This is a genomic window from Gammaproteobacteria bacterium (assembly GCA_013001575.1).
Taxonomy (GTDB): Bacteria; Pseudomonadota; Gammaproteobacteria; order Steroidobacterales; family JABDMI01; genus JABDMI01.
The window spans coordinates 1-13,137 of the sequence record JABDMI010000004.1 but is presented as its reverse complement, the minus strand read 5'-3'; the positions used below and the strand labels follow the sequence as shown (position 1 = coordinate 13,137).

11 protein-coding genes are annotated in these 13,137 nt (G+C 50.0%); 7 read left to right on the top strand and 4 right to left on the bottom strand.

Annotated elements, in window-relative coordinates; translation table 11 throughout:
- The 3 genes from HKN88_00280 to HKN88_00270 all read left to right on the top strand — a co-directional run.
- Positions 1-545 (top strand): 12-oxophytodienoate reductase (locus HKN88_00280; protein NNC96486.1); only part of this gene is annotated, 545 nt, incomplete at its 5' end.
- Complete coding sequence (locus tag HKN88_00275) at positions 542-1,192, top strand: hypothetical protein (protein ID NNC96485.1); 651 nt, start codon at positions 542-544, stop codon at positions 1,190-1,192. The genes HKN88_00280 and HKN88_00275, both read left to right, overlap by 4 nt.
- Positions 1,193-1,197: 5 nt before the next feature.
- On the top strand, positions 1,198-2,601 hold the full coding sequence (locus tag HKN88_00270) for an NAD(P)/FAD-dependent oxidoreductase (GenBank protein NNC96484.1): 1,404 nt from the start codon (positions 1,198-1,200) through the stop codon (positions 2,599-2,601).
- Here the strand turns inward: HKN88_00270 and HKN88_00265 are convergent.
- Positions 2,598-3,314, bottom strand: a complete 717-nt coding sequence (locus HKN88_00265; GenBank protein ID NNC96483.1) for a TetR/AcrR family transcriptional regulator — start codon at positions 3,312-3,314, stop codon at positions 2,598-2,600. The genes HKN88_00270 and HKN88_00265 overlap by 4 nt on opposite strands.
- Before the next feature lie 135 nt (positions 3,315-3,449).
- Here HKN88_00265 and HKN88_00260 point away from each other — a divergent pair, with 135 nt between their 5' ends.
- The 4 genes from HKN88_00260 (at position 3,450) to HKN88_00245 (ending at position 10,056) form a co-directional block, all read left to right on the top strand.
- Positions 3,450-5,276 (top strand): DUF1446 domain-containing protein, encoded by a 1,827-nt coding sequence (locus tag HKN88_00260; GenBank protein ID NNC96482.1) that lies wholly within the window; start codon positions 3,450-3,452, stop codon positions 5,274-5,276.
- A gap of 5 nt (positions 5,277-5,281) precedes the next feature.
- Positions 5,282-6,904 carry an acyl-CoA carboxylase subunit beta gene (locus HKN88_00255; GenBank protein NNC96481.1) on the top strand — a complete coding sequence of 541 codons (1,623 nt, stop codon included), beginning with the start codon at positions 5,282-5,284 and terminating at the stop codon, positions 6,902-6,904.
- A 38-nt stretch (positions 6,905-6,942) separates the two neighbouring features.
- On the top strand, positions 6,943-7,758 hold the full coding sequence (locus HKN88_00250; GenBank protein ID NNC96480.1) for an enoyl-CoA hydratase: 816 nt from the start codon (positions 6,943-6,945) through the stop codon (positions 7,756-7,758).
- 306 nt (positions 7,759-8,064) lie between these two features.
- A complete protein-coding gene (locus HKN88_00245) occupies positions 8,065-10,056 on the top strand; it encodes an acetyl-CoA carboxylase biotin carboxylase subunit (GenBank protein NNC96479.1) in 1,992 nt (663 codons plus the stop codon).
- 58 nt (positions 10,057-10,114) lie between these two features.
- Here the strand turns inward: HKN88_00245 and HKN88_00240 are convergent, their stop codons facing one another.
- The 3 genes from HKN88_00240 to cls form a co-directional block, all read right to left on the bottom strand.
- A complete protein-coding gene (locus HKN88_00240) occupies positions 10,115-11,227 on the bottom strand; it encodes a hypothetical protein (GenBank protein NNC96478.1) in 1,113 nt (370 codons plus the stop codon).
- 65 nt (positions 11,228-11,292) lie between these two features.
- Positions 11,293-11,568 (bottom strand): hypothetical protein, encoded by a 276-nt coding sequence (locus tag HKN88_00235; GenBank protein NNC96477.1) that lies wholly within the window; start codon positions 11,566-11,568, stop codon positions 11,293-11,295.
- 174 nt (positions 11,569-11,742) lie between these two features.
- On the bottom strand, positions 11,743-13,137 hold a 1,395-nt coding region (cls, locus tag HKN88_00230), incomplete at its 5' end, for a cardiolipin synthase (protein ID NNC96476.1).

Here is a 13,137-nt window from a genome sequence, read left to right as displayed (position 1 = left end):
GTTCAATGCACAAGCGTTCTTCCATTGCGATTGAGATCGTCAAAGGCATACGCGCAGCTTGTGGCGATGATTTCCCGATAATTCTGCGTTTCTCCCAATGGAAGCAACAAGACTACAGCGCCAAACTTGCACAAACCCCGGAAGAGTTACAAGACTTTCTGATGCCGCTGGTGGATGCCGGCGTGGATTTTTTCCATTGCAGTACAAGACGTTTTTGGGAGCCGGAGTTTCCGGAAGATGAATCGGGCAATAGTGACTTGAACCTGGCGGGCTGGACCCAGAAACTCAGCGGCAAGCCCGCGATCACCGTGGGCAGTATCGGACTGAGTAATGATTTCATTTCCGAACGCAAAGGCGAGACCTTTAAAAACGGCGAGGTCACCGATATCGATAATCTGATCCAGCGCATGAATAATCATGAATTCGAACTGGCGGCGGTCGGACGTGCCTTGATCAGTAATCCGGACTGGGCCGAAAAGATCCGCACCCGTGAGAATGCCGACATCAAACCGTATAACGCTGAAGACCTGAAACAACTAATATGATCTTTGTATGGATACTTTTGGGACTGGCGCTTGTGGTTTTCTTATTTGTGATTCGCGCCGTAGTCACATCGGTTCGGCGATTCAGCGAACCACAAAACCTGCTGGAAAAAACCGATTCCCTGTTTGGTGACCGGGTACCGGAGAGTTTTACAGAATTTTCGCAGTGGTGCATCGCCAACGGTTTTGTGCATGAAAGCGATTTTCTGTTCCACGGTGTGATCAATGCCCCGCCACTGCAGTGTACGGCATGGTGGTCGGAGCGAGAAAAAACCTGGGCCATGTTGTATGCCAGCAAGGACTTGTCGAATACAGATTTTGTAAGCTTGTTGACCAACAATACCGGCTTGACCACCTCCTCAAGTGCCGATGCGATGCTGTTGCCACAAACACCCAACACCTACCAACAGGCATTTACCCGCGTGACTATGCAACAACAGTTCGGTTTGCATAAGCAGGCACTGGAATTGTTACTGGAGAACACCGCAGCGTCACTGCCCGACCAGGCTTTTGATCTCGAACAAAGCATAATTCTGTCATTGCAAAAACAAATGCAATACATACGCAGTTTGCCATTATGGTATTTACGTGGCCCATACTGGTTCTTCATCGGGAAAAACCTGCGTTCCAATAAAATGATCACACCATAAGACATATGCAAAAAGAAAATTTAGATTGCGATTACCTTATCATTGGCAGCGGCGCTGTAGGCATGGCCTTTGCCGATACCCTGCTTGCCGAGACCGATGCCAACATCATCATCGTGGACAAACACAGCAAGCCGGGCGGTCACTGGAATGATGCCTACCCCTTTGTCACCTTGCATCAACCCTCGGCTTTTTATGGTGTGAACTCGCGTCAGCTGGGTGATGGCAGTAAAGACAAAAGTGGCTTAAATAAGGGCTTGTACGGACTGGCAACAGGCCAAGAGATACTGGACTATTATTCCACGGTGATGCATGAACAATTTCTGCCAAGCGGGCGGGTGCAATATTTTCCAGATTGCGAATATTTAGGCAATGGGTATATCCGGTCTCTGCACGGTGAGCAGGATTATCAAGTCACGATCAACAAAAAAACCGTAGACGGGACTTATTTCCAAACCTCGGTTCCCTCTACGCATACGCCTAAATTCGATGTCGACCCGGACGTTCCTTTTACGCCGATCAATGCATTGCCAAAATTGGTGAATGATTATTCCGACTTTGTTGTGATTGGTGCCGGCAAAACCGGGATGGATGCCATTGTATGGTTATTGCAAAACAAGATCAGCCCCGACAATATCCGCTGGGTGATGCCGCGTGATTCGTGGCTGATCAATCGTGAAACCACCCAACCGGGTATGGAGTTCTTCAAACAGGCCATTGGCAGCCAGGCCGATCAGATGCAGGCACTGGCGGAGGCGGAATCGATTGAAGATCTGTTTGTGCGTCTGGAAAGATCCCGGGCCTTGTTGCGAATTGATAAAAGCATACAACCCAAAATGTTTCACGGTGCAACCACCAGTCCGCTGGAGCTCACAGAATTACAAAAGATCAAAAACATTATTCGACTTGGTCGTGTTACGCGTATCGAGAAAGATCAGATCGTGCTTGAGCAGGGCAGTGTTGCCAGCAATCTAAAGACCCTGCACATCGATTGCAGTGCCAGTGCCGTACCTCCGCGCGAAATTTTGCCGGTATTTCAGGATGACTTGATCACGGTACAAACCATCCGTACCGTACAGCCGGTTTTCAGTGCTGCTTTTATTGCACACATCGAAGCAACTTACACAAGCGATGAAGAAAAAAACAAGATCTGCAGCGTGGTGCCTTTGCCCAATCATTACACCGACTGGATCAAGGTCACATCAGCCAATATGAAAAATCAATACATCTGGTCCAAGCATCCGGGAATTCGCGAATGGCTGATCGCACACCGACTTGATGGCTTTATGCGTATGGTGCAAAGTGTGAAAAAATACAATATCCCCAAAATGTTGGTACTCAAACGATTGCGCGATAACGCCAAACCCGCTGTAGCAAAAATGCAAAAATTTTTACACGAGCTGGAGTCTTAAGCTTGAGGTAAATTTTTCGCCAGATCTTCAAGCCGTTGCACCGCCAGTTCCAGACGCTGATCCAAAGAGGACGCTTGTGTAATGTCTTTTTTCAAGCGAATGCTTTCCCAAACGGGGGCAACGATCGCATGCACGTGATTCTCATGTAAACCTTTTTTGTGACCCAGCATCATGGTGCGGATGCCGTATTCCAGACCGCCATAGAACAGGTCGCGTACCGCGGATAAATTAATGTCTGGTTTGAGGTCACCGCGATGCATGCCGTCTTTGATCACGGCATCAAAGATCTTGGTGTAGCGATGATTGAATGCGTACAGATCGGTTTTTTCCAGGTGTTCAAAAATATGCATGTCCAGATTAATGTACACATAAACCAGACGTAACAGCAGGGCATTGCTAGCTGCTGTATGTTTTACGTGATTTTCGGCCAGAAAAAATAAACGCGCTTTAGTGTCTAGAATGTTTTGAATCTTTTCGTTGGTGTCATGAGTCAGGTCGGCATACATTTTGCCGATGATCTCCGTCAACAATTCCTGTTTATTGGAAAAATAATGAAACACGGTACCTTCCGACACTCCGGCTTTGGCGGCGATCTTTTTGGTCGAGGTGGCATTAAAGCCAAACTCGGCAAACAGTTCACTGGCCGCAGAGAGAATGTCGTGTTCTCGTTGTTCGAGGCGGTCGCGCGGGGTGGTTTTAGCTTCAGACGGCATAATTCGATATTGAGTGATACTTAATAATATTGTAGTATTACATAACAATTCAATAAATCAAGTCTTATTTTTTAATTTTATGTAATAAAAACATAGGGTTACTATTTTTTATCGTTTGAGAGAATTACGCGGAATATGTCGAAATCAGTCATAAAGATCGGGGGAGCCAGTGGATATTGGGGCGATGCGTCAAGTGCCACGCCACAGCTATTGGCTAGCGGCACCCTCGACTATCTGGTCTATGACTATCTGGCCGAGATTACCATGTCGATCATGGCCAGAGCCCGGGCGGCGGATAACAGCAAAGGCTACGCCACCGATTTTGTGTATTCCACATTAAAACCAAACCTTGTCGAGATCGCCTCACAAGGGGTGAAAGTGATCGCCAACGCCGGCGGGGTCAACCCGCAAGCCTGTGCCCGCGAAGTGGAAAAACTCATTGCGACCGAAAACCTGGATCTCAAAGTCGCGGTGGTACTCGGTGATGATCTGCTCGAGAAAAAAACTGCGTTCGCTTCGGCCGGTATTCGAGAGATGTATTCGGATCAATCTTTTCCGGATGAGAATTCCATTGTCAGTATCAACGCCTACCTCGGTGCATTCCCCATCGCCAAAGCCCTGGATGCCGGGGCCGACATTGTGATCACCGGACGCTGCGTGGACAGTGCCGTGACATTGGGCGCCTGTATACACGAGTTTGGTTGGGGTGAAAATGATTTTGACAAACTCGCACAGGGATCACTCGCCGGACACATCCTGGAATGTGGCACCCAGGTGACCGGTGGAAATTTTACAGACTGGGAAATGGTCGTTGATACTTTGTGCGATGCCGGTTACCCGATTGCCGAGATCTCTGTAGACGGCTCTTTTATCACCACCAAGCCCGAGGGAACAGGTGGTGTGGTCAGCGTTGGAGCGGTAGCCGAACAAATGTTGTATGAGATCGGTGATCCACAAGCCTATGTGCTTCCAGATGTGGTGTGTGATTTTTCCGAAGTAAAAATTGAAGAATTAGAAAAGAACCGCGTGAAAGTCTATGGCGCACGTGGGCATGGTCGTCCCGAGCAGTACAAAGTCAGCGCCACCTATACCGACGGTTTTCGCAGTGGGCAGATAACAACTTTCTACGGGCGGGCTGCCGACACCAAAGCCGAGCACTTCGCGAAGAATGTGCTCAAGCGCACGCGTCAAAGTCTTGCACAAAAAGGCTTGCCCGAGCTCACCGAAGCATGCGTAGAGGTTATTGGGGCAGAGAGTCACTTCGGGGCCGCGAAAAAAATCCAACATCCGAGAGAGGTTGATCTCAAACTTGCGGTCAAACATCCCGACGCCAAAGGTATTGGCGTGTTCCTGAAAGAATTGGCGGGCGCGTATTTGTCGGGGCCTCCGGGTTTAAGCGGCTTCGCCGGGGCGCGACCCAAGCCATCGCCAGTGGTGCGCTTGTTCTCTTTCTTGCTCCCCAAAAATGAGATCGAGCACAGTGTTGAGATAGCCGGAAAATCTATTTCTTTAAAGCCGGCAAACCTGGATACAAGGGCTGGAAAAATTTTTACTCCGCATAAACTTCCTTCTGCAAACTTGCCCGAAGAAATTATCGAGGTGAGCCTTGAGTCCCTGGCCTGGGGACGCAGTGGTGACAAGGGCAATAAAGCCAATATCGGAATCATCGCAAGACACGCAGACTTTCTGCCGTATATTGCTCAAAGCTTGTCGGTGGAATATGTGGCGAGTTATTTTTCTCACTTCATTGATGCAAACCGTCAAGTTCCGGTTGAACGATTTTATTTGCCCGGCACCCACGCCCTGAATTTCCTGTTGCACGATGTGCTGGGCGGTGGCGGCATGGCGAGTTTACGCAGCGACCCGCAAGGCAAGGGTTATGCGCAATTATTATTAAGCGAGAAGGTTGCAATTCCAAAGTCACTCGCTGATCAACATGACATTACAGTGATATCCAGGTAAAAACTATGGCAAATTTCACCTCAAGAGTTAATCCTAATTCAGCAGAGTTCAAACAGAATCGCCAGGACATGCTGGCTTTGATCGATGACATGCATCAGATCACAGCCCGCGCTGCCGCCAAGTCGGAAAAAAGTCGACCGCGTTTTGAACGCCGCGGACAATTATTGCCACGCGAACGTTTGTCACGCTTGCTCGATCCCGGTATGCCGTTTCTGGAATTGCAGAACATGTCCGGTTATCTGATGGACACCACCGTGGAAGCCGAGTCCATACCGGGTAGCAGTATGTTGGTCGGTATAGGCTTTATCAACGGCACGCGCTGCATGGTGTACGCCGACGATTCGGGCATCAATGCCGGGGCGTTTTATCCGGGCGGCACGGAAAAATTCCAGCGTATGATCAAGATCTGTCTGGATAAAAAATTACCCTTTGTGCATCTGGTTGAAAGTGCCGGAGCCGACTTGCTTAAGTATGAAGTAGAAGTATGGCTGGAGGCCGGCGCTATGTTTGCCGGCATTGCCCGACTGAGTGCCGCAGGCTTACCCAGCATTGTGGTCCTGCATGGACGTTCGGTGGCCGGGGGCGCCTACATGACGGGCCTGGGTGATTATGTGGTCGGGGTGAAAGATAATGGGCGCGCTTATCTCGCTGGCCCGGCCTTGCTTAAAGCGGCAACCGGTGAAGAGGCCGGCGAAGAGGAACTCGGCGGTGCAGAAACGCATGCCAAAGTCAGCGGTCTGGTCGAATACCTGGCCGAGGATGACGCCCACGGTTTGGCGATTGCCAGAGACATAGTAGAACGACTGGACTGGAATCGTCATTGTCCGGAACTCCCGGCGAAAGATTACATCGAGCCTGTTTACAGCGCCGACGAATTTGCCGGTATCGTTCCAATTGATTATCGCAAACCCTACGACGCCCGCGAAGTGGTGGCACGCATTGTGGACGGGTCCGACTTTTTAGAGTTCAAACCCGACTACGGGGTATCGATGTTGTGCCTGCACGCCAAAGTCTATGGACACCCGATTGGCATTCTGGCCAATAACGGACCCATCGATCCCAACGGGGCCACCAAGGCAGCGCAATTCATTCAGTTGTGTGACCAATCCGATATACCCCTGGTGTTTTTGCAAAATATCACCGGCTACATGGTGGGGAAAGAATACGAACGTGCGGGTATGATCAAGCACGGTTCCAAAATGGTTCAGGCCGTGACCAATGCCCGCGTGAATCGCATCACTTTCCAGATCGGGGCGAGCTTTGGTGCCGGTAACTACGGGATGTGCGGTTACGGTTTTGACCCCGACTTTTTATTCACCTGGCCAAACGCCAAACTCGGGGTGATGGGCGGTGAATCGGCTGCCAAGACCATGATCCAGGTACAACGTGACATCATGGCGCGTAAGGGTATCGATGTGGATGAAGATGCGCTGGCTAAAAAACAGCAACAGATCATCGATTTGTTTGATTCACAATCCAGCGCCTTTTACACCTCCGGACGAATGTTTGATGACGGCGTGATCGACCCGCGTGATACGCGTAAAATTCTCGGATTCATTCTTCAAACCTGTTGGGAAGCGAATAAGCGGGAAGTATTCCCGAACGCTTTTGGTGTTGCACGCATGTAAGAGTCGCCGTGACTCTTTTCGACCTGAAGTAAAAAATTATGACTGAAAATAAAGACGCAATAATTCTGGAACAAAACGGCGAGTGGTTAACCGTCTGGTTTAATCGGCCTGAAGTTCGCAATGCCCTGGTCAAAGATTTGTTCGACCAGTTAATGGAAGTGCTGGATGTGCTTAAACACAAACAAAGTTTTCGCGGCATTATGTTTCGTGGTACGGAGGGCTTCTTTTGTGCAGGTGGTGATCTGAAAAGTTTCAAAGCCATGGGTGCGGCCGGTGCGGGCGCGCGCGAGATGTCGCTTGAAACCAGCCACGATATTGCCAATCTGCTCAGTAAGATTCGGGCCTTGCCACAGCTCACCGTTGCGGTGGTGGAGGGCGCGGCCATGGCAGGCGGGTTTGGCATCGCCTGTGCCGCAGACATTATGTTGGTCATGGCCGATACCAAATTTGCCTTAACCGAAACCCGTATCGGTTTACCGGCTGCCCAGATCGCCCCCTATGTGATCGAGCGTGTTGGCCCGGCACAGGCCCGCAAACTGATGTTACTCGCCAGTAAAATTGACGGCGAACAGGCGCATCAGATCGGCCTCGCCGATTTTGTGGCACAAAATGATATCGAGCTGGATGTGTTGATCGACTATGTGAAAACCCAGTTACACGCTTGCGGCCCGCATGCGACCTACGCCACTAAAAAAATTCTTGCTGCCAGCCAGCAGATGACCCTGGATGAGTACATTCCGTATGCCGCGGAAGTGTTTACCGATTGCTTATTGAGTGACGAAGGTCAGGAAGGCTTTGCATCGTTTATCGAAAAACGCAAACCGGTGTGGGCTGAAGTGGATGAAGAGGAGTAGTCGCTGTCATTGCGAGCCATATTTATTTGGCGCGGCAATCTCAAATGCTCGTCCGACTTAAAAGCAAGATTGCCACGTCACACATAAATGTGTTCCTCGCAATGACGGTTAAGTTTAGTGTCACGCATCCCCGCCTTCGCAGGGAAAACGAAAAGGAAAAGCTTTTGGCTAGCTTAGGCTGTCTTTCCTGCGTAGTCAGGAATCCATGCGAGTCGCTTTTGTGGGTTCCCGCCTTCGCGGGGAAGACGAAGTTTGAAGGGTATAGATGATAATAATTTTTAGTAGTAAATAAATTTTGGAATTTTAATGAATAAATTCAACAGTGTATTAGTGGCCAATCGTGGCGAGATCGCGGTGCGGATCCTGCGTGCCGCACAAGAGCAGGGCTATCGTGCCATCGCGGTGTACTCCGAAGCCGATGCCGAAGCCTTGCATGTGCAAGTGGCTGATGCCGCGGTCTTGATCGGGGCTGCTGCGGTCAAGGAGTCCTACCTTGATATGCACAAGATCTTACAGGCGGCCAAACAAACCGGGGCCCAGGCCATTCATCCGGGTTACGGTTTTTTATCCGAGAATGCCGAGTTTGCCAAGGCCTGTGAACAGGCCGGTAATGTGTTCATCGGGCCGTCTGCCCATGCCATTGATGCCATGGGCAACAAAGCCGCGGCCAAGCGTTTGATGATCGCGGCTGAGGTGCCGTGTGTGCCGGGTTATGAAGGGGAAGACCAGTCGGATGAGAAATTACTTATCGCAGCCGAGTCCATCGGGTTTCCGCTGATGGTTAAAGCCGCCGCCGGTGGTGGTGGGCGCGGCATGCGTTTGGTGCAAAGTTTTGATCATCTCGCCGACGCCATTCAATCCGCTCGCAGTGAAGCCCTGAACGCGTTTGGATCGGATGAACTGATCCTGGAAAAAGCCATTATCAATCCACGTCATGTGGAAGTGCAGGTCTTTGGTGACAGTCACGGCAACGTGATCCATTTTGGCGAGCGCGATTGTTCGGTGCAAAGACGGCATCAAAAAGTTATTGAAGAAGCCCCGTGCCCGGTCATGACACCCGAGTTACGTGAAGCGATGGGTGCGGCGGCGGTCAATGCGGCAAAAAGTATTGACTATGTGGGCGCTGGCACGGTCGAGTTTTTACTCGACGCCGATAAGCATTTTTATTTTCTGGAAATGAATACACGCTTGCAGGTCGAGCATCCGGTGACCGAACTGGTGACCGGCTATGACCTGGCCGCTTTGCAATTTGTGGTCGCCCAGGGTGAACCCCTGCCGGTCATGCAGGAAGATGTGCATTTGTACGGGCATGCCATCGAAGCGCGTTTATACGCCGAGCAACCGGCCAATGATTTTCTTCCGGCAACCGGAAGTGCGCTTCTCTGGGATCCACCCTCGGGTCCGGGCATACGTGTGGATCATGGCCTCAATCAAGGCCAGGAGATCTCGCCTTTTTATGACCCGATGTTGGCCAAGATCATTGCCTATGGTGAAGATCGTGCGGCGGCAATCAGACGTTTGCACCACGCACTGGAAAATACCCGCTTGTTCGGGGTGGAGAACAATCGTGAATTCTTGATGCAGGTACTTGAACGCGACGACTTTGTGCAAGCTCGTGCGACCACGGCATTCATAGCAAATAATTTTACGCACGAGGATTTTGCAAGCAAAAATGCCTCGCAGACGCATATTTTACTCGCCGCCTGTTTGTTGTATCGCAAAGCCCAAAGCGAGCATCGCGCCAAGGCCATCGCCAATGCCAATGAAGCGTTTGGCTGGCGCAATAATCGCCCGGTGGATGTTGATTATGAGTTTGCCCTGGCCGACGAATCCAGTGTAGTGGTGTCGTTACGCGAAACCGCACCCGAACATTACAGTGTGAGTATCGATTCGGTAGTACATCCGATCGACTTGTACGACAACGGCCACAAAGTGCATTACCACATGGACAATGTGCAAGGCAACGCGGTCTTCAGTTTCACCGGCAAGGGTGAAGTAACGGTTCAGATCGATGGCGTGTGCCACACCCTGGTGAATCAACGCGCCTTTACCAAAGGCGATGTGGATTCCGCCGGAAGCGGTTCGGTCACCGCACCCATGCACGGCAATGTGCTCAGCGTTTCAGTCAACGTCGGCGATCAAGTAGAAGTCGGACAAACCCTGGCAATACTCGAAGCCATGAAAATGGAGCATCGCATAATTGCTGAAGTGGCGGGAGAAGTGAGTTCGGTGATTGCAGTTGCCGGTAACCAGGTTTCAGCGGGTAGCTTGTTGATGGAGATCGAGGAACAAGAGTAATTGATTCCAGGTATTAACCGGAAGTCAGTTTCTCTATGGATTTGCAATTTACGGCAGTCTAGTTTTTAACAGTCACACCAGCCACCGACCGAATATCCAGGTTTTCTGATTTACTTTTAACGATGTAATAATATTCCGCTTTTTTAGCCCTGTAAATATCAGGATCAATGTTGAGTTTAACGTTACCGCCGTAAATTCGCACAATGGAATCTTGTGGTCGCCACACCACGCCAAGAATGGTTCCATAATGAAAGGGCTCACCAAGCAAGTTATCGGATGAATAGGCCTGTTTGCCAATATTATTACATTGACTAATACTGCGGTTGGGGCAGCTATTCATGTCCAGCCAATCCGGTTTCTGGTCATAGATGGCTTGATGGGCTTTTTTTCTTTTTTTCATCAATGCCGCCTTTTGCTGGTCTTTTTTGGTTTGTTGTAATTGCTTCATTTCCACCATGGAATATTTGTACATCTCCGATACACTCATACCCAGTTCTGCGGCCAGCCTGGAGATATCATTCATCCAGTGTTTCTGGATTACCTCGGGCAAGTCTTGCACGGGTGTGTTATCAATCTCCTCTCTGGTCATCAGGAAACGTTTACCGCCATTCGCTTGTTTAATGGAGGCTTCCAGGGCTTCCAGATTTGCATTAAAAGTATCCAGTGGGAAAAAAATATCTCTGGTTTGTTGTGGTGTTTCGAATTTTGCATAGTTGATTATCAGAGTTTTGGCATTTTTGATCAACAGCATGGTCTCCCAATCCAGTTGGAACTCAAGCATTTTTATGTTGGCACTAGCGGGGCCTTTTTTCCAAATGCCGTATTCAGCGTCGGGGCCTGTCGCACGGGCATTTTTAAAATTTAAATAACTTCGATTACCGAGATCGTCCAGTAAATAAACTTTGCAATAGAATTTTTCGGAAGACCGGATATTTCCGAGCCATGAGCCTTTGCTCATGTCATTGGAAGCATCTAACATAAACGTGATCTGAATAGACTCTTGAGCCGCAGCGAGTCCCCAGCGCGTACCGATCTGTTCTGAGTCGGGACCGGCTGCACGCAAAATTTCGGTTCCGCGTTGCCAGTCAAAATCAGACGAAGTGGCAAAGTTCGGGTTGCCAAGTGCGAGAGCTATAGTGAGGAAGAGGATTTTAAATAGAAAATTATTCATTAGAAGATTAACTGAGTATTTTTTTAGATAGTGAATTTAGTATACCGTCTTCAAGATTAAAATACTTAAGGCTTTAGTGCAGTAATAATATCTCCCAGTAAATCGCCTAACACTCCTTTGCCAGACGTATATTGGCCGTCGGGATCATAATAATTCTGTTGAAAGTCAGTGAGCTTGTCGATCAGCACTTTACGATACTCATTCGGGTCAGACGTTTCCGCTATGGACTCAATCAGTTTGCGTGCCTTGCTGACCGCGCTTATGCACACCGAACGGTCGTATTCACTGCGTTGCGCCTTGAGCGCGTGTTCTTTTAAAATTTGTTGGATGTTTTTTTGCATACACTGACTATGGTTAACAATGGATTTCCATTTTAGCCGCAACGGCGGCAGCGTGGAAATATAGAATTAGTGATGCATTACAAAGTTTGGTTCGGCAATCCGGACCCCGTGCTTAAACCACGGGCTGACGGGGTGGAAGGGAGAGGGCTGTGTTGAGGGTGGCGAGTGCGATGCCTACAACATCGGCCCGACCAGCCGACAGAGGTTTTCCAGTAAACGGGTGCCGGGGCTGCGTTGTGCCCAGCGTTCTTTATCCAGTCGGTCAGATTGTTCGAGGTAGTCTTTGATCACAGTGGAAAATGCATTCAAGAATTCGTTATCGGCGATCGCCAGGGTGACTTCCAGGTTTAGATAAAAACTGCGTTGATCCATGTTCACGGTGCCAATGAAACCCAGCTCGCCGTCGATGATCACGGCTTTGGTGTGCAGCATGCCTTCGCGAAACAGGGTGATGTTCACGCCGCTGCGTAACAGTTTGCCAAACTCGGATTGTCCGGCGTAACGGGCCAAATGCGAATCAATGCTGGACGGCAGGATCAGGGTCACGTCCAGACCACGCCGGGCGGCGTTGGTGACGGCCAGGATCAGGGCTTCGTCGGGCACGAAATACGGGGTCACGATGTAGATGGATTGTTTGGCGTTGAAAAAGGCCGCGAGTAATACCTCGTAGATCAGACTGTGTTGCATTTCGGGACCGGACGGTATGAGTTGCAACATGGCGTCGGTTTGTGTGCTGTCACGTTCATCGAGCGGCAGGTCTTGCAGGCTGACAAATTCGTCGGCGGCATTTTGACTGTCCAGCAGATAGTCTTTGTTGAATACACAGGCCAGTGACAACACGATGTTGCCCTCAAGTCGCAAGATCACGTCCACCCAGTTGCGGGTGTCGGCGTCGGCACCCTGATAGCTTGGGTCGATGAGATTAAAACTGCCGGTGTAGGCCACGTCTTGGTCGATGACCATGAGCTTGCGATGGTTTCGCAGGTCGGCGCGCTCTGAGAGTGAACGGATAAAACCGGTTTTGAGTGAACGTTCCACTTTCACTCCGCCGTCGCGTAAGGTCTGTATCCAGTCACTTTTGAAAAAGTCGCTACTGCCAATGTCATCGGCGAGAATCCGGCAGTCCACCCCGCGGGCAGCGGCGTCGAGTACGGCGTTGAGGATGTCTGCAATCAATCCGTAGGGTCGAATAATAAAAAATTCCATATGGCAGCTGCGTTCGGCCTGTTCGATGTCATTGAGCATGGCGCGGCTGATGTCGCTCACGTCGGTGAGGTGTTCGATGCGGTTACCCCGCGAGGGATAAAACCCGGTGTCCTGGCTGATCAAGGGGGCTATTTTGGCATACAGGCTGTCAGGTTCAATGCGTTTAAGATCTTCATCACGGTCGGCAATATCAAACATTTCCTGGTAGAACGCGTTTACCTTGCGTCCGAGTCGGGCCCGTCGTCGACTGAGTTTTTGATCACCAAAAAAAATGTAAAAGAATAATCCCAATATCGGCAAAGCCGCAATCACCAATATCCAGGCGGTGCTGGTGCTGGTAGGTAATCGCCGGTAAATAATACG